Annotated in this window: 20 protein-coding genes; 4 read left to right on the forward strand and 16 right to left on the reverse strand. The window is 55.1% G+C overall.

Annotated elements, in window-relative coordinates; all coding sequences use genetic code 11:
* Positions 1–10: 10 nt before the first annotated feature.
* The 8 genes from ACIPR4_RS11915 to ACIPR4_RS11955 form a co-directional block, all read right to left on the reverse strand.
* Entirely contained in the window at positions 11–799 is a 789-nt protein-coding gene (locus ACIPR4_RS11915) for a hypothetical protein (protein ID WP_013568912.1), read from the reverse strand.
* A 236-nt stretch (positions 800–1,035) separates the two neighbouring features.
* Positions 1,036–1,269 (reverse strand): hypothetical protein, encoded by a 234-nt coding sequence (locus ACIPR4_RS11925; protein WP_013568914.1) that lies wholly within the window; start codon positions 1,267–1,269, stop codon positions 1,036–1,038.
* Between the two features lie 14 nt (positions 1,270–1,283).
* Positions 1,284–2,540: a TrbI/VirB10 family protein gene (locus ACIPR4_RS11930; protein ID WP_013568915.1), complete on the reverse strand. Its 1,257-nt coding sequence runs from the start codon at positions 2,538–2,540 to the stop codon at positions 1,284–1,286.
* 2 nt (positions 2,541–2,542) lie between these two features.
* Positions 2,543–3,385 (reverse strand): TrbG/VirB9 family P-type conjugative transfer protein, encoded by an 843-nt coding sequence (locus ACIPR4_RS11935; RefSeq protein WP_013568916.1) that lies wholly within the window; start codon positions 3,383–3,385, stop codon positions 2,543–2,545.
* Positions 3,386–3,403: 18 nt separating this feature from the next.
* A complete protein-coding gene (locus ACIPR4_RS11940; RefSeq protein WP_013568917.1) occupies positions 3,404–5,773 on the reverse strand; it encodes a VirB4 family type IV secretion system protein in 2,370 nt (789 codons plus the stop codon).
* A complete protein-coding gene (locus ACIPR4_RS11945) occupies positions 5,754–6,017 on the reverse strand; it encodes a VirB3 family type IV secretion system protein (protein WP_013568918.1) in 264 nt (87 codons plus the stop codon). Before ACIPR4_RS11945 ends, ACIPR4_RS11940 begins: the two co-directional genes overlap by 20 nt.
* A 12-nt stretch (positions 6,018–6,029) precedes the next feature.
* Entirely contained in the window at positions 6,030–6,431 is a 402-nt protein-coding gene (locus ACIPR4_RS11950; protein WP_013568919.1) for a hypothetical protein, read from the reverse strand.
* Positions 6,432–6,544: 113 nt separating this feature from the next.
* A complete protein-coding gene (locus ACIPR4_RS11955) occupies positions 6,545–7,561 on the reverse strand; it encodes a LysR family transcriptional regulator (RefSeq protein WP_013568920.1) in 1,017 nt (338 codons plus the stop codon).
* A gap of 230 nt (positions 7,562–7,791) precedes the next feature.
* Here ACIPR4_RS11955 and ACIPR4_RS11960 point away from each other — a divergent pair, with 230 nt between their 5' ends.
* Complete coding sequence (locus tag ACIPR4_RS11960; protein ID WP_013568921.1) at positions 7,792–8,058, forward strand: helix-turn-helix domain-containing protein; 267 nt, start codon at positions 7,792–7,794, stop codon at positions 8,056–8,058.
* 168 nt (positions 8,059–8,226) lie between these two features.
* On the opposite strand, the gene ACIPR4_RS23395 is transcribed toward ACIPR4_RS11960, so the two are convergent.
* The gene (locus ACIPR4_RS23395) at positions 8,227–9,486 is read right to left on the reverse strand and encodes a tyrosine-type recombinase/integrase (protein ID WP_013568922.1); all 1,260 of its coding nucleotides are present in this window, start codon (positions 9,484–9,486) and stop codon (positions 8,227–8,229) included.
* A gap of 470 nt (positions 9,487–9,956) precedes the next feature.
* On the opposite strand from ACIPR4_RS23395, the gene ACIPR4_RS11970 reads away from it, so the two are divergent.
* Positions 9,957–10,835 (forward strand): acyl-CoA desaturase, encoded by an 879-nt coding sequence (locus tag ACIPR4_RS11970; protein ID WP_013568923.1) that lies wholly within the window; start codon positions 9,957–9,959, stop codon positions 10,833–10,835.
* A gap of 36 nt (positions 10,836–10,871) precedes the next feature.
* Here the strand turns inward: ACIPR4_RS11970 and ACIPR4_RS11975 are convergent, their stop codons facing one another.
* On the reverse strand, positions 10,872–11,831 hold the full coding sequence (locus tag ACIPR4_RS11975) for an ATP-binding protein (RefSeq protein WP_144312412.1): 960 nt from the start codon (positions 11,829–11,831) through the stop codon (positions 10,872–10,874).
* A 386-nt stretch (positions 11,832–12,217) separates the two neighbouring features.
* Positions 12,218–12,949, reverse strand: a complete 732-nt coding sequence (locus tag ACIPR4_RS11980) for a response regulator transcription factor (protein ID WP_013568925.1) — start codon at positions 12,947–12,949, stop codon at positions 12,218–12,220.
* Here ACIPR4_RS11980 and ACIPR4_RS22750 point away from each other — a divergent pair.
* A complete protein-coding gene (locus tag ACIPR4_RS22750) occupies positions 12,884–14,272 on the forward strand; it encodes a hypothetical protein (RefSeq protein WP_187290308.1) in 1,389 nt (462 codons plus the stop codon). The genes ACIPR4_RS11980 and ACIPR4_RS22750 overlap by 66 nt on opposite strands.
* A gap of 56 nt (positions 14,273–14,328) precedes the next feature.
* Here ACIPR4_RS22750 and ACIPR4_RS11990 read toward each other — a convergent pair whose 3' ends face one another.
* Positions 14,329–14,589, reverse strand: coding sequence for a hypothetical protein (locus ACIPR4_RS11990; RefSeq protein ID WP_144312413.1), 261 nt, complete (start codon positions 14,587–14,589; stop codon positions 14,329–14,331).
* A gap of 218 nt (positions 14,590–14,807) precedes the next feature.
* Entirely contained in the window at positions 14,808–16,073 is a 1,266-nt protein-coding gene (locus ACIPR4_RS11995; RefSeq protein WP_013568928.1) for a hypothetical protein, read from the reverse strand.
* Positions 16,074–16,311: 238 nt separating this feature from the next.
* On the opposite strand from ACIPR4_RS11995, the gene ACIPR4_RS12000 reads away from it, so the two are divergent.
* Positions 16,312–17,772: an NCS1 family nucleobase:cation symporter-1 gene (locus ACIPR4_RS12000; protein WP_013568929.1), complete on the forward strand. Its 1,461-nt coding sequence runs from the start codon at positions 16,312–16,314 to the stop codon at positions 17,770–17,772.
* Positions 17,773–17,777: 5 nt separating this feature from the next.
* Here ACIPR4_RS12000 and ACIPR4_RS12005 read toward each other — a convergent pair whose 3' ends face one another.
* The 3 genes from ACIPR4_RS12005 to ACIPR4_RS12015 form a co-directional block, all read right to left on the reverse strand.
* On the reverse strand, positions 17,778–18,806 hold the full coding sequence (locus tag ACIPR4_RS12005) for a LacI family DNA-binding transcriptional regulator (RefSeq protein WP_013568930.1): 1,029 nt from the start codon (positions 18,804–18,806) through the stop codon (positions 17,778–17,780).
* Between the two features lie 124 nt (positions 18,807–18,930).
* Entirely contained in the window at positions 18,931–20,286 is a 1,356-nt protein-coding gene (locus ACIPR4_RS12010; protein ID WP_013568931.1) for a diguanylate cyclase domain-containing protein, read from the reverse strand.
* A gap of 106 nt (positions 20,287–20,392) precedes the next feature.
* Entirely contained in the window at positions 20,393–21,331 is a 939-nt protein-coding gene (locus tag ACIPR4_RS12015) for an RraA family protein (protein WP_013568932.1), read from the reverse strand.
* Between the last annotated feature and the right edge of the window lie 8 nt (positions 21,332–21,339).

Below are 21,339 nucleotides of genomic sequence, written 5' to 3' on the forward strand. Positions count from 1 at the left end.
TGTTCTCCAGTTATGGAAGGTAAGTCTTCCAGGTGTTCGATTCGTTGGCCGCACTGGTGTCATTGGCGGAACGCTGCTGCTGGACGAAGACGGCAGTATTCATGTCTTCGACGGCTGCGTTGCGACGTTCCATATTGGCGACTGTCATCTGCGAGGCGAGGCAGGCATGAAGCGTGCCTTGCGACTGCATCTCGCTCAACCTCTGCGCCTCGGATGCGTTGAGAAGATTGAGCTGCTGTACTTCGCTGTTGGTGCTGTCGCCGCCATCGAATTGCTGTGAGAGCAACGAGCTGTTCGCCGTGGCATTTTCGCTGCGGGCTGCACGATACTGACCCACAGCGGTAAGGCACTCCGGGGAAACAGAATCGGCGGTCTCGATCATGGCGAGCTGTGACATTCGCGCATTGCCGAGAGATTGACCGGCAAGATACGAAGGCGCACTGCCGTTCATCGTCACCGTCGCCGTCTTCCAAGCAGTCGTTGAGGCAGACGGTGAATTGGAATTGAGCGCAATGCTCATGCCCGCCGTTTCACCGAACATATTGGCGACGTTTACATTTTCAAGAGCGTGTAGCGTCGTCTGCCACTGTTGTTTGACCGAGAAATGCGTGATGTTGTTCTTCAGCATGTTGTACTGCGTCTGAAGCGTGGTGAGCTGCGACACGAGGCTTGCGTAGCTGGTGGGATCAAAGACAATATCTCCGATACCGAAGATAGCGAAGCTCGGCGTTGCGGTGAGAAGCAATGCGGCGCCAGCTCCAAGGAGCCATTTGCGGCGGTTAGTCAGTGTGACTTTCATAACGCCTCCTGCGATTGGGTTGAATTACATGCACTGAGGGCAAGTCGGGTCGAACCTGTCCAAGGGAAATGTGTGGATGTGTATCGCGTTCGTAATCACCTCGGTGGACTGGAGGTAGGCCCACGCGAGCGCGTTCCGGCCGGTCTCTGTCCCAAGAAGTACCAGGACAAGCGCAGCGGCGGCGGTGATTCCCAAGGTTCGGCAAATATGATGGAAAGTAACAATCTGCATGGCTTTCATTCCTCCTCTCCTAGCTGGCGGGCAACCTGGGGAATCATGGTTACCCATTCCGCGCCGCTGCGTTCGATCGCCTCGGGAATGGTGTATCCGATCTCTGCGAGCCAATCGACACGATTCAGTACAAGAGCAACGGCTACTTTCTCGCCCGTGGACTGCACGGCCCATGCGTCATGTCCGCCGCGCTTTGCTTCTTGCGATTTGCGGGACAGATGTTCATAACGGTCATTCATCTCAATGGCACCTCTTACAGCGTGGGATCGACCCGATGCTCTGCATAAGCGGGAATCGACAGGTCCGTGCCGATGTACACACGGGCGCGGGAACCTTCCTTGAGCGTGATGATCGGAAGCCGATTCAGGAAGTGATTTAAGACCTGCTCGCCTTCAGTAGCGGACTGCTCAGAGATGCCATTCCGAATTTGAGTGGACGGTTGCAGCACACTACCATTGTTCCCGATCTGCGCGAGCCCGCCCAAGCCGCCGATGGCAGCAGCGGCGGCGAACGCCTGCAAGTAGCCGTGGTCTACTTTGGTCGCAAGGCCGGTTGTGCCGATTTGATCGAGGCCGATGTACTTGGCGAACTCAAGTGAGAAGCCGTCTGGGCAAATGGCGCGATGGAAGGTCACGAACATCTTGCGTTGTTGGGCATTGCCTACGCTCTGCACTTCACCAAGTAAGCGCGTTCCTTGTGGCAAGAGAAGCTGTTGGTGATCGTGGGAGTAAAGGTCGGTGGTCAGTGAAACCATGATCGGCCCGCTGAAACCGCCGTCAATGTGATTGGTGACAACGCCCTCAAGCACCGTGCCCTCGAAGATGCGATAAAGACGCCCATCGTAGGTATCGAAGTCATACCTCGCCATCGCATTGCCTTTACTGTCCGTCTTGGCTTCTACGCTGGCAGTCTTCACAGGGGCCGCGCCGCCGGCTGCGGTAGCAGCGGGCTCTGACGCGGCACTTGCGGGAGTTGCGGGGCTGTTACGCTCAAAGTCAATTGCCAGCGTGTCGCTGTTGATCGCGTCCTGCTGCTGCTTTTCCTTGGCAAGCTGCTTCTGCTTGGCCTCGGCCTGCGCCTGTGACACGTTGGAGGTGCGTTGTGGAGCGTTGGGGCTATCGCCATAGATCGCCGATCGTTGCGCGGTGGTCATCGGTGGCGCGCCTGCGGCCTCCGGACCGGGAGCACCCTCCGTCTGCTGGAGTTGCTGGAGGGCGGCATTCAGCTCCTGTTGATGCTGGCGATCTTGCGCGTCGCGCTGTGCTTGCAACTGCTGCTGCGACTGGAAATTGTTCACCTGTTGCGCATTCGGAGCTGCCGGGCGCATGGGCATCGCGCTGGTTGGAGCATTCTTTTTGTTGCCGCTCAACAAGCTGGAGAGATTGGCGATGCCAATAAGTCCGATGATGACAACCAGGGCAATGACCACCGGCATACTCTTCCGCAGCGGTGGCTTGGACTCCGGCTGCTCGGGAACGGTCGCAGGGACGTTCTGATTCGGCTCGGGCACGGCTACCTCGCTTCCTGGGTGCGATGGAACTCGACCTTCTGCTTGCCGATGGCGAGATAACCGTTGTCCAGTTCCTTTGGGACGGTATAGAGGCCATTTGCGAAATCAAAGTTGATGAGGGAAGGTTTTTTGTCCTTTACCTCGTAGAGAGCGGGGGTCTCCTGAAACTGACCTCGCAGATACGTGAACTTGTCATCACGCCATATCGCCTGCAGTCCAAGCCCTTTGCCCTTGGACTTGTCCCATGTGTAGTCAAAGTGCAAGGAGCCGGGATACTGACTCCGGTAGGATTCCTCTTTTGTCTGCTCAGCCTTTAGGGTCGCGGCCTCAGCCGCTTTTGCCGCTGCTGCTTCCTGCTTCACTTTGTCCAACTCGGCGACTGGAACGAAAACGGGCATTTCAACAAGCCTGTCTTTTGCCGCTTTGTCGCCGGGCGTGATGAAGATTTTGGAATCGAAGTGAAGATCTTCATCGCCGGAAATTTCACGTAGTTGGAGCGTGTATTCATTTCCGTGGTCAGAGACGATATGCACATCCGTCGTGCTGTTCGCCAACTTCGGCTTGATGCTGATGAAGCGGCTGGCTACGTGCCCGCCGTCAAACACCCAATCCACCGTGTCACCGGCAAAGACATTGGCGACCTTCTCTTCTGCGGGCAGAAGGATCAACGTCGATTGCAGCAACCCGACGCGAACCACAGGCGGCGTGTCGGCCTCCGACACGGTGATGGTGCGCGGCGCATTTGGCTGAAGGTGCTTTGGCTCGGGTGTCGTGGGACTAGAGGCAGAGGCGACGGTGGTTAAGGCAAGCCCACAGGCGACGAAGATGAGGATGGGTGGTTTCATTGTCTCTGGTCCTTTCGGTTATGCAGACTCACCCTGGGCGAACCGCGTGATGCCCTCGGTGAGTCCGTACTTTGCAATTAGCTTCGACCGGCGCACCCGGTCTTTGGGTTTGGTAGAGAACGTGGCATAGCTACGCCCGTCGAGGTTCATGCGAACAACCTTGGTGAGTCCATCGCGGCGCATGTAGAGTGCTTCGCGATCCTGCAAGCTCTCAAAGAGAGCGAGCTGCTGTTCGGTCATCTTGAACAGTTCTGCATACCGCTTCCGGTTGAACGTTGCATCCTTCAGGAAGAGAAACGATGTACAGGAATTCACGATGGAGTCGGCGTTTTCACCAAGGTCTTCGGCAGACTGGCCGATCATCGTGACGCCGCCAAGGTTCTTACGGACGGTCTTGATGGAAGCGAGAGCGCCTTCGAGCAACTGGCGATTCTTCATCGAAGAGAAAATCTCCTCGATCAAAATGTGCTTGGGCACGCCGAGGTTGGCGGGATCATAGAGCACGCCATTGATGCGATTGAGCAGCCAGACCATCAACGGTTCAATCAGGTCGGCGTATTGCTTGTTATTGACGCCCTGGAAGTCGAAGCACTGGAGACGCGATAGCGAGAGGCTGTCGTCTATGTTGTCGAAGATGGCGCTGTAAACGCCTCTTCCAACCCATTTTGACAAGTAACGGTCCAGCTTCTTAGGCAGGAAGAGATTCGATAGACGCCTGTTTTCCGGATCGAGCAGGTAGATGTCCTGCACGGCCTTGTGGATCACATCGTCGTCTTCCGGCTCCAGCTCCGCGCCACCGTTGGTTAGTAGGAGTTTGATGAAGCTGTACAGAAACTTGATGTTGCTTTCGGTCGGCTCAAGGGAGAACAAGGCGACGCGAGGACCATCTTTGCCGATGCGATCAACGCGCCCGCCGTACAGCTCCACGACGCTCTCATAGCTGCCGCCAATGTCGAAGATGTAAGTGAATCCGCCGTATTTTTGTTCGAGCGCAACGGTCGCGTTGCCGATCATGCTTTTCCCGCTGCCGGTTGGCCCGATGATGAGCATGACGCGCACACCATCCACGTACACATCCTGAAAGAACGGTGTCCTAGTCCGGGTTTCAAAGACATTCAGGTACTCGAAATCCAGGTCTTCGGAGTGGGGGTGGCCGATGTGTGGCGCGAAGACAGAAGAGAGTCGCGCATGGTGCTCTTCGGAGAGCCACATCGGGAAGACGTTGAATTTTCCATTACCGGGGAACATGGCGTAGAACGCAGAGAGATTGCCAAGCGTCTCTTCGATCACCTGCGCCCGCGCATCGACGAAGATCCGATGCACAGCGGGCGCAGTGTTCCGCAGCTGCTCCGCGCTGTTGGCGGCGAGCAGCAAGCGAAGCGAGTATTCGCCTTGTGCCTTCTTATCCAGTTCGCGGATGACAAGGCTCAAGTCATCGACGTTGCTGTTGGCGGCTTTTGCACCTGCACCCGTGTCCAGTGAGCCAGCGTCACGTCCGCTCATCACGCGGATTAACACGCCGACCTTGAAAAAAGAGATGAACTTCTCCTGCGCGTCGATCTCGCTGCGGGCCGCTGTGGTGGACTTGGGCCGCCATGTCGAGCACAACACACTATCGCAATCGAGGGTCAGCAGACCGGAGAAAAGGCACGGCCTGGATGCCTCCGGTGTGGTTTTCAGAGAGAGCATCTGGACGTACCGTTTTCCCACGCGCAAGTGATCGTCATGCCATGTGACGGGATTGCTGACGATCTGCCGGTCCACCCCCGCGTCCTCGCGGAGCTGCGAGTCTAAGGCCCACTCTTCTAGGTTGAAGAGATAGGAGAAGACTTGAAATGTATCGTTCTTGTCGAGCCGCCGTAGCCCTAGCAGGCCGCCGAGATGACCTTCAAGGATCGTTGCTGTCTTCTGAAGCTCCAGGAGCATCCGCGATGTGTCGGTGGCATTCTCTTGGGGCTTGCGCTCAAACGCCTTCAGTGTCGATGGCTCCATCGCAAGGCACCAATGGAGATCAATGCGCCGAAAGCCTGCCGTCTTCTCTAGGAAGGCCAGCCGGTCATCCACGAAAACCTGTGTGACGGAGTTGCTGTATGTCTTCTGGCGCGGCAACTCAAAGCCGGACATGACGCGGGTGTACTGATACAGGCACGAGCCTTCGGGAAGCCCGCGCAATGCGCCTTCAATCGACCGCATCCGAGCGTCAAGCTCCTGGTCGGTCAAACCCTCTTCATCAATGCCATCGAGCGAAAAGAGACAGCCATAGCCTCCGCCCTTGAGAGCAAAGACATTCGGCCCGATGAAGCGTGCAATCGGAACGATGCTGCACGCGGCTCCGGCCTTTGCGAACCACGGAGTATGTTTAATTTGCTCAGTATTTGCGCGGGTCATAGTAGGACTTCTGGCTGAGGCTCAGGCCCCATAGTTGGAACATCTTTGGGTGTTTACGAACGATGAGCCACGCGGCGATAGCGAGCGTGGGGAAAGCCATCATCGCCAAGAATCGAAACCCAACGAGGAAAACCGTTACGCAGACGAAGACGATCGCCATCCATGCTGTGAGGTCGAGACCAAGTTTGGCTCTCGGTCTGTTCATGGCCTGATTGATTGGTAGCGGTTCTCCACGCTTGGTCATGGCTGGCTGCCCTCACATGTTCTGTCCGGTGAGAGAACCGATCCAGCCCGCGCCCCATCCCAGGACTCCGGCACCAAACAGAGCACCGAAGAGACCAGGAATAGCGTCTTGAAATCGTCCACTCATCATGCGGATTCCCGCAAAGATGAGCCCGCCAAAACAGATGACGGCACCAGCGTATACCGCAAAAGTTTTGAAGGTTGTCATCAGAGTGGTTGCGCCAGAGAAGTCCATCGTTCCTTGGGCGTGCGCAACACTCGCAGCGCCTGCCAGAGAGAGCGCAACAAACGTTGGCCCCATCACCTGCGCTGCACGAATAAGTTTTCGAGAAATGAGTTGCGCTCGCCGCCTGCTAGGCGAGCAATGGGAGTGGGCTGTGTTGCGGGGACTTACGACACTGCATTGGGAAGACATCGGCACCTCCATCGACTGGTCTCAGTCGGGAATATGCCAGAGCTTAGTGTCGATAATTTCTACTTGTCCAATACTTGTTTGACATAGGGCCATCTCTTTCTGAGATGGGGCTACTATTTGCGCTTATCCCCGACCGTAAAGAGGTCTATTTGATCGTCGTTTTTCTCAGCCGAGGTCTTCCGTCCGTGTGACCGGACACGACCCGACGCGAGCGGCTTCTTCTCATGGATTTCGGCCGATTGCCAGAAGCGGTTCGTCAGCTCCTCGACGAACAAGAATAGCGCTGGGTTCTCATTGTCTGCGCGCAACACAAGCGCAGTGTCGATGGTCCAATCCACTCCTACAACTGGCCTCGTTACCAGCCCATTCATTAGCGTGCGTCCGGCACGCATGAGCGAATAGCAGTGACCTTCTTTAACCATCCATTGAATGTGCTCGATGTTGTGCGTTGGCTCACAGGGACGGGTCGTAATTCCGACAGCGGTGAACATCTCCAGAAGGCGGCTATAGGCAGCGGGATGATGCTTTTGATAGGCAAAGATACTGATCTTATTGTTGAGAGACGATGGAGTTACTGCCTCATACTCCGCCAGAGGATCGGTGTTCCTCATGCAGACCAGCAGAGGTTCGCGCTCCAGAACGTGTAGCTCCAGGTCATCTCCGGCAATCGGCAGAGTGACGATTGCCGCGTCTAGCTTATTCGTCCGAATCCGGTCTATGACCTGATCGGTGTCGCCGCTTTCGGGCATCATCTCGCAGTCCGGCAGCACCTCTTTGTAGACCGCTGAAACGGAGTGCAGCAGTCCCTTTTGAACGAAGGGGGAGAATCCCAATCGCAACGGCTGAAGGGTTGCCGCGTGGATGGCTTGCAACGTCTGAATGAGACGCTGTCTTGTCTTCAGGCTCGACTTCGCATAGCGCAGCATCGTCCGACCTTCGGCTGTCAGCGCATAGCCGTGCTCACGGTCAAAGAGTTGGACATTCAGAACGTCTTCAAGCGCCCGAATCTGTGTGCTGACGGCAGACTGAGCAACATGAAGGCGTACGGCTGCGGCGGTGAAAGTACCTGCTTCCACGACGGCTACAAAATATTTGAGAAGGCGGAATTCGAGATGATCGTCGATGCTCATGCGGACCCTCCGTTGCTCGTCGGTGCGGACTACCGCTTACCGGCTATGAGCGAAGAAGGTACGCAAAGATGCCGGGATAAAATTGTCAATCATTCCGAACCAAAACGTCAACTATCGCTTTGACGCATGCCCCATAAGCAAAACAGATTGCCCTATCTTTTAGAAGTATTGGACAGCAAGGCGCAGAGATAAGAACGTAATGGGGAAAGGCCGACTTCTGGAGGCCCGGCGTGAACCTTATCGAAAAACTGGAAGCCCGAAGTGGTGCCATGAAGGTTGCGGAACTCTGCGAGTTGCTTGGCGTGGACGACAAACACATCTATCGCATGGCTGCTCGTGGCTCGTTGCCGAGTTTCCATGTTGGCGGAGCAATACGCTTCGATCCGCAGGAGGTCGCCAAGTGGCTTCGGCTGAAGTACGGGCCGGACGAGACTACTGGCAGAAAACGGCCAGAGCGCATTGGCCCTTCTCGTGGCGTTGGTCAACGCATTGCATAGTTTCACCATTCGTTTGTTGCGAAACGTAGATGGCCTTGTTGACTATTAGTAGATATACAAACATCAGGTAAATGTCTATCTATAAATAGACATCAAATAGACATCGAGCGATCAGGAGTCAAAGAAAAGCCTCCGAGACGGAGGCTTTTCTTCGTATAGCCGCGTCGCTCACGCCACCAGCGTCGCCAACTCACCACTGTTGACCTTGTGCGCGGCATCCTTCGACCGGATGCCTTTGAGGTAAACCATCGTGGAGTTGATGTCGCGGTGGCCTAGCCAGCTCTGCACAGTGCGGATGTCCACGCCATCGCGGAGATGGTTGGTTGCGAAGGTATGCCGGAACTTGTGCAGGAAGAAGTTCATGCAATACGGCCCTTCCTCACACTTGTTGCCATGCTCTGTCACGCATCGACCACAGTTCAACCCCGCACGCTCCGCGACGCGCTTCACCACCATATCCATTTCGCTATCGGGATTGCTTCTGGTGTTGCCGAAGATGAGATCGTGAGGCCGGGCATTCTTGCGCTCCTTCCTCTTCTTCAATCGCTCCACCAGAACATGAGGCAGGGGCACAACGCGCTCCTCCCAGTTCTTCGGTGTAAAGTCCCATTCCTTTTTCGCCGTGACGCGCACAAGATCGTGGTTGGAGTCGAGATCAAGGTATTCGACGTAGCGAATCTCTTGGTCGCGGAAGCCGGAGCCAAGAATGAACTTGAGCATGTCTGCTTCGTCTTCGGTCGCAACCTTAAACATCGCCGTCAGCTCCTCCGGCTCGTAGATCGGGCGGATGGTATCGACGTAGCTGGGCCAGTCGCCCTTTTCCAGCAGCTTCTCGCGGCCATGACGCTTGAAGAGCTGGAGCACCGTCACGACCTTGTCGTAGACGGTACGCGCTCCCAATCCCTGCTCGTAGCAGTACGTCATAAAGTCGATGGCGTCTTGCCGCGTCGCATCCTCGGCGTACTTTCTTTTGTACGAAGCCCGCAGGAGAACGTCGAGGGTGTAGCGGTAGGTAAGAAAGGTCCGCTTCTTCCGCTGCATCTTGACGTACTTCAGATAGTTGTCAATGGCGTCTCCGATAGGCGTCTTTGCCTCGGCAACAGGGGAGGGCTCCGGCGAGGCGATCAATCCTGCCCGGATGGCGCGAAGCTCGACCGACTTGTGGCGGGCGCACTCGATGGCATCTTCGCGCGTCGTCGCCTCGCGGAGTCGGCGTCCCGATACCCACCACTCGATGTAGTAGGAGCCTTCGATGTGTACTTCGACCTGGCCGTTGACGCGCACCTTGTCCTTGAGCCGTCCATTGGCTTCAGTGACGACGGGAGCAAAACGCCAGGCGTTATCGACTTTAATTTTCTTGATGAGGTTAACGCGATCCGCATATTCGGGAGCGTTGCGATGGGGGTTGCGGGGCATCAGAGCAGGCATTGGAATCTCCTCCTCGTAAGGCCATTAGCCTATCAGAGCAGACACCAAAACAGACACCAAGAAGGTAAGTACTTTATTTTCTTAGTGACTGTTAGAAGGCAGCGCTCTAACCAACTGAGCTACGTCCCCAAGATTTTCAAAACTCATCATCTATGTCACATAAAATCAAGCGTTTCGCAGATTTTGACGACTTCACTTGGTTCTATCTTATCGCGGTATTGAGTTCAACTTCGGTTCGATCTGGACACCGAGGGACCAACCCAACGACATTATTGAGTTTAGCAGAAGAAGGAGGCTTGCTGTCCACATCCGGTCTGAAGGATTTTGTTTCCGCCAAATTTTGTAGATCTACTCTATCGGTAGAACACATTCGATGATTCGATCAAAACCCGGCTGCCTTACAGAACTATTACGCGTTCCAACAATCCACGCAGGCGCCAATTCTCGTCGAACAGAACGAGGCCAATTACATGCTGCACAATCTTGGGCACGACCGTACGTTTAAGCAGCCTGTGGTCTGGGTCACTACATTTTTCATCGTCGCATTCCATATCGGCGCCGTCGCTGCCCTGTTCTTCTTTACCTGGAAAGCTTTCGCGGTCTCCATGTTTCTCTGGTGGATTGCGGGAGGCGTAGGAGTCGGCATGGGGTACCACCGTCTTCTCACGCATCGCGGCTATAAAACACCGAAGTGGATGGAGTATCTCCTCACCGTGTGTGGCACGCTAGCTTTGGAAGGCGGACCCATTTTCTGGGTAGCCATTCATCGCATGCATCATCAGAACACCGATAAGCCAGGAGATCCGCACTCTCCACAAGATGGCGGACTTTGGGCGCACATTGGTTGGCTACTCACGGGCCAGACGATGCACAATGATTCGGCCGAATTGTCGCCCTTCGTTCCCGAGCTTCGCAAGGACAGATTTCATGTCTGGATTAGCCGTTGGCATTGGGTGCCGATGACAATTCTCGGTGGGGTCCTTCTTGCCGTTGGAGGCTGGCCATTTCTTCTATGGGGTATTTTCTTCCGCACTGTTCTGGGACTTCACTCGACCTGGCTCGTGAACTCGGCCACCCACATGTGGGGATCGCGTCGTTATCCGACCAGCGATACCTCTCGCAATAGCTTCTGGGTAGCTTTGCTGACGTTCGGAGAAGGATGGCACAACAATCACCATGCTCATCCGCAGTCCTCTCGTCATGGTCTTGCGTGGTACGAGTTCGATCCCAACTGGTATGGCATCTCAGCGCTGCGCTTCCTCGGACTTGCCTGGGAAGTGAAGGCCAGAAAAATTGAGCGCGTGACAGCCGTTGTTCTTGAACCCGTGGCGGCCATCGCTAAGGTTTAGCGCTTGTCCGGCTGGCCTCACAGTCATGTCATGTGCTTAGGATGGATGGAGCGGAAGTTCAATGACAACGGTGAGACCTGTACCGAGGACAGACAGCGCCTTCACCGTTCCTCCATTGGACAGTACTGCCTGTCGTGTGATGGCAAGACCCAGGCCTGAGCCGTTCAACGCGGGATCTGTTCCTGAGGGAGACAGAGTCACGAACGGTTCAAAGATGGACTCTTCCGTTCCAAGAGGAATACCAGGACCATCGTCTTGAATATGGATAACGCCGGCCGAACCATCGGGCTTCGGGTAACAATCGATCTGAACTTCTCCGTTGGCTCGCGCAAAGCGCAGACCGTTACGCAAGACGTTATCGAGCGCACGGAGCAAGAGGTCTGGATAGCCGGCGACATGGAAGGAGTCGGCCCGGAGCGAGATCACCGACTTTCCGATCTGCTTTGCTTCAAACTCCGCATTGTCTTTCGCCTCCTCCACTAGAGCTAAAACGTCGAAGACCGCGGGGTTTCGGTCCAGCTCATTACCGCTTTCCAGGCGAGCGAGGAGCAGCAACTCCTGCACAAGGCCGTTGAGCCGGTTGGCTTCCTGCTCAATACGATTGAGCTCTGGGACAAGCGAGACCCCGGCCTTACGTTTTGCGAGGGCAAGAGCGATGTTCAGCCGCGTAAGTGGAGACCCGAGTTCGTGCGATGCATGGGCGAGAAAAGATCTTTGGCGCGTCACCAGAATCTCAATGCGGGACGCCATCTGATTGAAGCCCCGTCCCAGATCTCCCAGTTCATCTCTACGCTTTGCTAAGCGCCCCGCCACTCGCACTTTGAGATCGCCTGAGCCGAATTGATCGGCAACCTCACTCAGTCGCGTAATCGGTCGAACAAAGTATGCAGCGAGCAGAAACGAAATCAGACCCGAAAGAAAAATGGGACGAGACAATCGGCGAAAAGACCATATCGCAAAGCGGCCGTGCCGCAGTGGCACAGTAGCCAGGAACATGGAAGAATTCGCGGCGGCAGGATTGGATCGCAACGCAATCACTGTCCGATCCGGAAGTCCGAGGAACGCCGTTTCGTTTCGCCCCTGAGCCTTCTGTACAAGTGCTATCTCTTCCCTGGTGAGCGCTCTCCCCTGGACATCCGTAGCCGGAGCAGGCCCTGCAGGAAGGAGTCTTCCTTCAAAGCAATCAGAAGCTGGCTTCTGAACTTTCGTTCCGTGCGCATGTTCTTCCGCAGCTTTTTTAGCGCATTCTTCCAGCTTCGAAAAAGGTAGTGACCTCAGATTCTCTATGGCATTTGGTAGCGTGACCGACGGCACGAAGTAGACCAAGGCCACACCGGTGAAGATCACCAACCAGAATGTCGCCAGGATACGAAAAAAGATTCTCAAGATAGTGCCGATCCGCCATCACAAAGCACATAACTATATCCAACGTTGCGGATGCTCTTGATGCGTTCCTTGCCCTCGGCATGCTCGCCGAGCTTCTTCCTAAGATTGTTGACCAGGTTATCGATGCTTCGGTCCAGACTGCCCGGTTCTCGACCGAAGATTCGTGGAATCAGTTCTTCGCGCGGCATAGGCTCTCCCGGCTGACTGAGCAACAACTTCAGAAGATGGAACTCCGCACCCGTGAGTTCCAGGACGATTCCCTTTCGCTTAACGGATCTCGCGACCTCATCTATTTCTAAGTCACCCACCACATACTTCGAGCACATCTCTTTGGGGGAAGACCTCCGAAGAATGGTTTTGATGCGTGCGACCAGTTCTTCAGGTTGGAACGGCTTGGCGAGATAGTCGTCTGCTCCGCCATCCAATCCGCGGACGCGGTCCATGGCGGCCCCACGTGTTGTGAGCATGAGAACCGGAACCGTCGAAAATTGTCGCAAACGTTGAAGTACATCAAATCCATCGATACCCGGCAGCATGACATCGAGAATGATCATCTGGAAAGAATGCTGCTTCGCGACGCGAATACCTTCTTCGCCGGATAGGGCGGAGAAGATCGAGAACCCTGCCTCGGCGCAGTACTCTGCGATCAGAGACGCAAGAGATTGATCATCATCAATGAGAAGAAGCGGGGAAAGCGGCGCGGAATTTGTGGAGTTGAGTCCTGTCACCCTTCTATTTTCGCTCTTTCAGACGCAACAAGGTTGTCGAGAACTGTCGAGGTCTGTATTTCTCTGTTGCTGATGGATGTATTGCCTCCCAAAAGTCCAGCTCCGCTGCGAAGAATGAAGCAAAAGAGCAGGTCTTCCCCGCTCTCAACATTTCTCTACAAATCAAAACGCATCGACAACCTCGCTGCGCCGTCTGATGGACAGCACACCTTCTTTGCGAAATATGCTTTTTCGACGGTATTACTCCTGGCCTCGAAGTCATTCGCCATTCGATCGACTGACGAGAGAATGCGATCGCCTAATCCGGAACATTGGTTTGGCCACATCCCAACATGCACTGCGGCACGAAAGGATAACGTTTTGCCAGAAAAACGATCTCTGAAAATTTACACAGCCATACTCGCATGTCTCCTGGTTGCAGGATATGCAATGGCACAAGATCTACCGTCCGCTTCTTCAAGCGATAACGGAATAGCGAACGCGATTCACATGGTCGGCCTGCCCGATGTGAAGCCAGGTATCAAGGGCGTCCTAAAGATGACGCCGGAAGCTTTAGAATTTACAACAGCCGAGGTACACGCCCTCATCGCTTATAACCGAATCACATCTGTCTCGATGGGAGAAGAGCGCACCACCGGTTGGGGAACCACAGGTAAAGTAGTTCGTAAGATTCCGATCTATGGCGTCGGATCGATGGCTGGCCTTGCCTCACAGAAGAAAGTGGACCTGCTCACCATCGAGTTCCGTGATCCTCATGCGGCTTATCACGGCGCGGTCTTTATGTTACCCACAAAGACCGCAGCGGAGCTCCAACAGAAGATCTCCCTTCTACTGAAATCATCGACGCCTTTTCCTGCTCCCTCGTGTACCGATGGTCCCAAGACAGAGAACTCGATTCGAGTGGTTCCCATCGGAGTCGACGGAACGCCCCTGCCTGACGAGTACCGCGTGATGATGTACGAGCACCTCTTCAGTGTGTTGAAAGTGTCCAATCCCAATCAAACCTATTTCAGAGAGGGTGACATAGCAGCTGGCGCTGGTTGCACTACACTTACGCTTCACATTGCGGTCATCGGCTTCAACAAGGGAAACCAGACGCTGCGCACTTCGACTGGCCCCTTGGGTCATTTTGTCGGAACAACCTCCGTTACCTTCAACGTCAAACTGGACGATGCCAATGGCAAAACCCTTCTGAACAATAAAGTGAAGAAAAGTATCCGTGGCGATTCAGACAGTCTCAGCGTGACGAAAGATATCGCGAAGAATCTTTCCAAGCGAATCAACAAGGCGATGGAGAAAAGCAACGCCGAGACTAAGTCCTAAACTTTTGTAATGAGTTCCAGCCCGATGGATTCCAATCCATCGGGCTTATTCGCGACTTAATGCGAGACGGATCTGCCACGGTGAGGAAAACGGAGCACCAGCGCGGTGCAAGCAAGAGTGAGACCTAAGATCAGCGGCTCATACGCCGGAAACATGATGCTGATCATTGGTCCCCGAGTCATCAGGAGATCTTCCAGGCGTCTTACACAGCCTTCAAAGAAAGCCGCTGCGTCCGGAAGAGTAACGCCGTCCAGGCCGTGAAAATCATAGAAGGCAGTGGCTTCTCCAAGCTGTGCGAGTTCTAGTGATCGAATCATGATGATGCAGAGGAACAGCATAGCTCCAAGCTCCTACAGCTATAGACGCTATGTTGCTTGAGCAGATGCGTGACTCGACATTTCTCAACAGAGAATGAGAGCCTCGTTCAAATCCAACTCTCTCATGCGGCGTTGCATATTCTGCCTGCAACGCCGTAGGCGTAGACTGTTGAGATCGCTTCTCCACTACGGGATGACAAAATTACGGTAATGATTTTTTACCAGGTATGGATGTCCTGGATCGAAGGGGCGCCGGTTTTGCCTTCGATGACATTGGTCTTCAGGACCACTTCAATGTTCTGATTGCCGAGATTTTTTCCGACGCGATCCGAGAGCATATGGAGATACTGGGGTGTCGTAACAAACTGCGTCGCCGCTTCCGTGCCGTTGCGTCCGAGTCCTCCGAGAACGAGCACGATGCTTCCCGTGGTCGGATCCCGGAAGCGAGCGACGAGCGCATAGTCATCTCCGCTGGAGTAAGGCAGAGACGCATCGCGTGCCCAGCGAACACTCGGTCTCTGGCTGTCCACAATGGAAGCCTTACTCTCCGGAGCAAAGTGGAAGCGTAAAGGAGCTACCAGCCTCAGAGACCAGTCGTTGTTGTACGCCCCCACCATAATGACGGAGCGATCGCGAAGGTCCGTGAGAGGAGTTGAAGCCGAGGCCTGCAGGGCATACTTGGCCCCGCCATGCTCCAGAAGTGCGCTGAGACGAGCGAGGGAAAAGACAACCGGCATGGAGATGAACGGATATTCCACGCCTTTGCCCGCAGTCATAACGCCGGAGTAGTTGTTAGGCGAGAACACGGACCCCCCGGAGCAGATCAGGACTCCAGCCGGATCGTGCACCAGAGGAGACCAGAATTGAGTGAGGACGCGATCCTGCGATGTGGCCCGATAGCGCATAACTGCGGCAATCGACAGGATCACAGAAAGGACGATCAGGGAGAGGGCAGCGATCTTCCAGGAAGGCCTGCCCGGCGCCGGCTGGACATGTGGGACGGGATGAGAGGTTGACTCCAGCCACGAGGCACTTGCGAAGGTGGCGGCTTCGGCAGGCGGCATGACTACCGTCTCGATGGCGGAGGAATCGGCGTGCTCGTCTTCCGGGACCACGCGCATGAACTCCGGCACATAGGAACCTGCGGGAAGAGAGATCTGCAGGACCGATTCCGGATGGTCCTCGTGGTAATACATAGCGAGACGCTTGCGGACCTCGCCCGCAGTGTAGCGGACGACCGTATCGGTACTGGTATCGTAATCCGCTGGGCGCTGAAAGACCTCCATGCCGAGGGTGCGCTCTTTAAGCTGATCCGACTTCCCTGCAAGTCGGCTTTCCACGACATACCGGAGAAGGGCCGGATACCGTTTGCTGTTGCTGAAGTGCGAACTGGCAAGAATGGTCTGAAGCTCAGCAAGAACGGTGTTTCGATCCGCTTCCGACCTGGGTTTCCATATCTCCAAATTGATTCTCTGCGTACTCATGATCGTGGATGTGATGATACTCGTGTTAAACCGGGGTTTGTCACAAGGTTGAACTTCCGGGGAAATCTGAAGAAATTGTTCCAAACGTGCCAGCAAGGCGCAAGGCAATAAAGAATTTAGCTTCATACTCTGTCATGGACGGACATCCTCGTCAACGCTCTTTCGGGCTGTACGGAAGGGGACACTGCCAAGACAACCTGAAGACAAGTTTCCGGCAACAGTTCGGTATTCTCTTCCAATGAAGTTACCCCGGAGGCCTGTCCTCACCACGGCACGGGAGAGAGCCAGCTCGATCCTTGATTCACACCCGAGCCTCTATAATCCCGACCTTGCACCAACCACGCCTTCCGCAAGGACCTGGAGCACGTACAACTACGTGGCGCTGTGGTTTTCTATGTCGATGGAGGTCACAACCTTCATGCTCGCGTCTTCGCTGATTGCGGGCGGCATGAACTGGAAGCAGGCAGTTTTTACAATTCTACTGGGGAACCTCATCGTCCTGATTCCAATGGTGCTGAACGCGCATGCGGGAGCGAAGTACGGCATTCCCTTCCCTGTTTTTGTTCGATCCAGTTTCGGAACGCGAGGCGCGAATATCCCTGCGATGCTGCGCGCGCTGGTAGCGTGTGGGTGGTTTGGGATCCAGTCCTGGATTGGCGGCCAATCCATTGCGGCGATCATCAACGTGATCTGGCCCAGTACGCTGGCGAACCCTTCGCTGATCTGGATCTGCTTCTTCGGCTTCTGGCTGTTGAACATGCTGGTGATCTGGCGCGGGCTTGAGTCGATTCGTTTTCTGCAGGGCTACTCCGCTCCCTTCCTGCTGGTGATGTCGCTGGTCCTGCTGATGTTCATGACGCACAAGGCTGGCGGTTTTGGCCCGATACTGCATGCGCCCAGCCGCTTCTCTTCCAACGCTGCATTTCTGCACTTCTTCTTCATCGCGTTGACCGGCATGGTAGGAAACTGGGCTACACTGTCGCTGAACATCCCCGACTTCACGCGGTTCGCCAAATCGCAGGACTCGCAGATCTTCGGACAGGCCTTCGGTCTGCCGGTAGCGATGACTCTATATAGCTTTATCGGGATTGGGTGTACGTCCGCCTCAACCGTGGTCTTTGGCGAGCCGATCTGGAATCCGATTACGATGCTGGGCCGCTTCCATCAACCGGTGCTGGCGTTCGTTGCGCTGATCAGCATTTTGATTGCAACGCTGAACGTAAATATCGGCGCGAATGTGGTCGGGGCTTCCAATGATTTTTCGAACCTTGCGCCCCGTCTCATCAGCTTTCGCATGGGCGGATTGATCACCGGTGTCCTCGGTCTGGCAATGCAGCCTTGGAAGTTGATGGCAAGCCATACGAACTACATCGGTTGGCTGGTGGGCTACTCCGGACTGCTCGGGCCTGTTGCCGGCATCATGGTCGCAGACTATTTCTTTATACGCAAGACCAACCTGGACCTTCAGTCTCTCTATCATCGCCACGGACCGTATGAGTATACGCAGGGCTTCAATCCACGAGCTGTTATTGCTCTGGTTGTGGGAGTATTCGCTGCTCTGATCGGTCTGGCCATTCCAGCGTTACGCCCACTCTTTGATTACGCCTGGTTTGTCGGTTTCTTTTTATCCAGCCTTCTTTATGTGTTTCTGATGCGGATGGGTGAGGCTCGCCTTATAAAAAAAATCCCAGCGGTCTAAGGAATCTAAGCCGTATCGCCGGGATGAAGCTGAGATGCAAGCAGCACGCGTTGTCGCTTCTGTTCCGGCTTCTCAATCGAATCGATTAATATCTCGGCCGCCACTTCTCCCATCTCGAACGTTGGAATGTGGAAAGCGGTGGGTCTAGGTCGGAGCAAGGACATTAATCCGGCGTTCCCACGACCGAGCACCGCGACATCCTCCGGAATCTTCTTTCCCCGTATCTCGACATAGTCGTACAGATGCATGAGCAATTGATCGTCCGCACAGAAGATTGCCGTGGGCGCGGTCCGCTTGTTGGCGAACCATCGGTCGAGAATAGTGAAAGCTGTGACCTCGTCATACTCCGAACAGCCGATGCGCTCTGTCGGCAGTTCCAACCCATGCGCGGTCATAGCACGACGGATACCTTGAAGCAGATGAATATGCGTCGGCAGCTTTCCTGAACCGCTAAGGAAAGCAATGCGCCGATGCTTCCCCTGTACAAGGTAGTTCACCGCAGCTTCGCCGATGGCTGGATCGTCGACACCGACATAGTTCACCGGCGCGTGGCCATAGTAGGAGTTGATCATGGCAAACTTGATCTTCGCAGCATCGAGTTCCTGGATCGTCTCAGCAATGTTGCGCACCGAACAGAAGCGGGTATTGACGAAAATCAACCCATCCGTGAAGCGGCTCTCCAAAATCTGATCGCGAGTCGAGCGTCCTGGCTTTCCCGACGGGGAGTACAGAAGCAGGTTGTACCCGCGACGCATTAAGGTAGTTTGAATCCCGCTAAGCATCTGGGCAATAAAGTGGTTGAAGAAGATCGGGTCCCGTAATGGAACCATCAATCCCAACAACCGTGTCCGTCGCTCCGCCAGAGCCTTCGCTAATTCATTGGGGACGTAGTTGAGTTCCTCTGCGATCTTTCGGATCTCGTTGCGCTTGGCCTCACTGACCCGCTTCGTGTCCCGGTTATTGAGTGCGATCGATACCGCGGCGATTGAAACTCCAGCGCGTTTCGCGATATCAGCAAGTTTTGGTGCCGCCATGCAGAACAAACCTCTTGGGGACGTACTCTCACCACCTCAGACGTCCCTGGAGATTCGAAAGTTCCTTATGCTGTCGTCTTTTCCATATTGGTACAGACAGAATTTGGTTCCGCAGCAAACGCAACTATGAAGAAGGTGGCTTCCCTTCGATAAGAAAATATCCATTTCGTCCAGCTTCTTTCGCCTGATAGAGCGCGCGATCCGCCTGTTCGAGAAGCAGAACCTGATCCAACGGAAAGCCGCGAGACCAGCAAGCCACACCGACGCTGACCGTCACGACTCCGCCCGGATTCGCTTCGTGAGGGATACCCAGATCGGCTACGGCTTGCAGAATATTGCGTGCGATCACTTCAGCCCCGGCGGGGTCGGTCATCGGCACTAGAACGACAAACTCTTCTCCTCCAAAACGCGCCACGAGATCGCTATCACGGCGGAGAAGCTGCTTGAGCGTCTCCGCAATCTTCTTAAGGCACGCGTCCCCTGGCAAGTGGCCATAGAGATCGTTGTACTGCTTGAAGTAATCCACATCCACCAGCATCACGGCGAGAGCGCTGGAAGAACGCGTCTGGCGAAGCGCCTCGAGATGAAAAGTTCGATTGAAAGAACGGCGGTTCGCTATCCCTGTGAGTTCATCCAGGGAGGCTTCCTCGGCTAACTGGAGATAATGAGAGGCAAGAAGCTCTTCCCGTTCCTTCTGCTCCGTAATGTCACGGACGGTAGCCACGTAGCCCGCAGTCCGCTGAGAACCAGGATCCACGTACCCTGTCACGATCGCCTCCACCCAGCAATAGCCGCCGTCCTTTTGCAGGGCACGATAGCGAAAGACTTGTGAGAGCTCTCCATTCTTCAGGCCCTCAATTACACGCATTGCCCGTGGATGATCGTCCACATGGACCATCTCCAGTCCCCTTAGGGCAAGGTACTCTGCGGGGGAAAAGCCTGTAACCTTTTGTACGGCCGGGGAGACAAAGCGACGAGACTCATCGAACGGGGCGAGCAGGATCATCTCCGGCGAGCGGTCGAGCAGCAAGTGATAGATCGCCTGATTTTCACGCGCTCGTTGCGCAGCCAACTGGATCAGGACTTCGTCGCGCTTGCGTTCGCTGATATCTACAAAAGTGGCGAGGGCCCAACCCGTTTCGGGAAGGATCACGCCACTATTCAGAATCGTTTTTAGCGTGCCATCTTTACAGAGGATTCGGATCTCTATGGGGTCAATGTTCGCTTCAAGCGCGCCAGGCAAAACAAAGGATGCGCCCCATTTCTCTTCTACTAGCGCCCGATCTTCTAAAAACGGATAAGTCTTCTCAATCCACTCGGAAATATTGGCGAAGTCTCCGACCTCATAGCCAAAGGTCTCGGTGAACTTCCGGTTCATGAAGATAATTTTCTGGTCGGCGAGTGTCGCCCATGAGATCGCAACAGGCATCGCGCTCAAAGCCATTTCAAGCGCACGGCCATCCTGCCTGGCCTTCTGCATGAGCACTCCAGCACCACTCGGGTGAGTACTGCCATACTACGCGCCAAGGGAGCAACCAAGCCGGATTCTCATCCCTCCACTGTAAGGAAGTGTTTATAAGGCCAACTCAGCGTTTTTTGGGTTCCTTTTTCTCTTCCAGAAGCGCGTTAAACTCCGCGCGGGGCATCTTGAGCTTTTCAGGATGCGCGTCGATCCAGGCGGCAAGTGCGTCATACTTCCGTGGTGTCCAGCCGCCTTCGAACTCTCCACCGTTCTTTCCGGATTTGTTGAGTTCGAAGTTGAAGGCATCCTCCAGGCTGGTAAACTCCGCGGACGAAATCGCCTGCTCCGCGAGAATCGCTGGAATGAAGACAACACCATCTGTCTTTGCGAGGACGAGATCTCCTGGAAGCACGATGGCGCGGCCGATACGAATCGGCGCATTGATCGATGTGAGGATCATATCGGCCCAGGCTGAGGGATCGTATCCACGATAAAGACCGTTGAAGTTTTCAATCTCGCGGTTCTCCTCTGCATCGCGAATGCCGGCATCGAAGACGAAACCCGTATGCGTATGCGCGGCAATCCCGCTGCCCAGATTCGAGCCGATCAATGTACCTTCGACAATCTTGCCGAAGCCATCGGCGACATAAACATCGCCAAGCTGAAGTTCCGCGATGGGCCAGCTGTTGTTGTAGCTGGAGCGATGCTCTGCCTTGCCTTCGGCAGCGATGGCTTTGGCCATGTCCGGTCGCAGCGGCATGTACTGGGCGGTGAGGGCGCGACCGGCGAAGGCCTTCTCCGGATGGAGAGCCTTCCATCCACTCTCGAACTGGCTCCGATAGCCCTCGCCTTGCAGGAAGTCCCAGACATCCTCGATCGAGACATCGAGAGCACGCTTGAGCAGATCGTCGGGAATCTTCGGACGCCCATCCGGAAATCGCTCTCCCTTCCAGTCGGCGGTGTAGAACGTCATCTGCTCCCTGGTCATTTTGACCTGCGAGACAGCGGGGATGACGCTCGTCACGATGCAGAGAAGCAGGCCAGCCCAAATAGTCTTCTTCATAAAATTCT

Source organism: Terriglobus saanensis SP1PR4 (assembly GCF_000179915.2).
Taxonomy (GTDB): domain Bacteria; phylum Acidobacteriota; class Terriglobia; order Terriglobales; family Acidobacteriaceae; genus Terriglobus; species Terriglobus saanensis.

What these genes read in the sequence shown, in the direction of transcription:
- ACIPR4_RS11950 (WP_013568919.1), bottom strand. Translation starts at nt 6,431, where the DNA reads ATGTCTTCCCAATGCAGTGTCGTAAGTCCCCGCAACACAGCCCACTCC.
- ACIPR4_RS12005 (WP_013568930.1), bottom strand. Translation starts at nt 18,806, where the DNA reads ATGGCGGCACCAAAACTTGCTGATATCGCGAAACGCGCTGGAGTTTCA.
- ACIPR4_RS11940 (WP_013568917.1), bottom strand. Translation starts at nt 5,773, where the DNA reads ATGACCCGCGCAAATACTGAGCAAATTAAACATACTCCGTGGTTCGCA.
- ACIPR4_RS12015 (WP_013568932.1), bottom strand. Translation starts at nt 21,331, where the DNA reads ATGAAGAAGACTATTTGGGCTGGCCTGCTTCTCTGCATCGTGACGAGC.
- ACIPR4_RS12010 (WP_013568931.1), bottom strand. Translation starts at nt 20,286, where the DNA reads ATGCAGAAGGCCAGGCAGGATGGCCGTGCGCTTGAAATGGCTTTGAGC.
- ACIPR4_RS11990 (WP_144312413.1), bottom strand. Translation starts at nt 14,589, where the DNA reads ATGATTCGATCACTAGAACTCGCACAGCTTGGAGAAGCCACTGCCTTC.
- ACIPR4_RS12000 (WP_013568929.1), top strand. Translation starts at nt 16,312, where the DNA reads ATGAAGTTACCCCGGAGGCCTGTCCTCACCACGGCACGGGAGAGAGCC.
- ACIPR4_RS11995 (WP_013568928.1), bottom strand. Translation starts at nt 16,073, where the DNA reads ATGAGTACGCAGAGAATCAATTTGGAGATATGGAAACCCAGGTCGGAA.
- ACIPR4_RS11970 (WP_013568923.1), top strand. Translation starts at nt 9,957, where the DNA reads ATGCTGCACAATCTTGGGCACGACCGTACGTTTAAGCAGCCTGTGGTC.
- ACIPR4_RS11955 (WP_013568920.1), bottom strand. Translation starts at nt 7,561, where the DNA reads ATGAGCATCGACGATCATCTCGAATTCCGCCTTCTCAAATATTTTGTA.
- ACIPR4_RS11935 (WP_013568916.1), bottom strand. Translation starts at nt 3,385, where the DNA reads ATGAAACCACCCATCCTCATCTTCGTCGCCTGTGGGCTTGCCTTAACC.
- ACIPR4_RS11925 (WP_013568914.1), bottom strand. Translation starts at nt 1,269, where the DNA reads ATGAATGACCGTTATGAACATCTGTCCCGCAAATCGCAAGAAGCAAAG.
- ACIPR4_RS11975 (WP_144312412.1), bottom strand. Translation starts at nt 11,831, where the DNA reads ATGTTCCTGGCTACTGTGCCACTGCGGCACGGCCGCTTTGCGATATGG.
- ACIPR4_RS23395 (WP_013568922.1), bottom strand. Translation starts at nt 9,486, where the DNA reads ATGCCTGCTCTGATGCCCCGCAACCCCCATCGCAACGCTCCCGAATAT.
- ACIPR4_RS11945 (WP_013568918.1), bottom strand. Translation starts at nt 6,017, where the DNA reads ATGACCAAGCGTGGAGAACCGCTACCAATCAATCAGGCCATGAACAGA.
- ACIPR4_RS11915 (WP_013568912.1), bottom strand. Translation starts at nt 799, where the DNA reads ATGAAAGTCACACTGACTAACCGCCGCAAATGGCTCCTTGGAGCTGGC.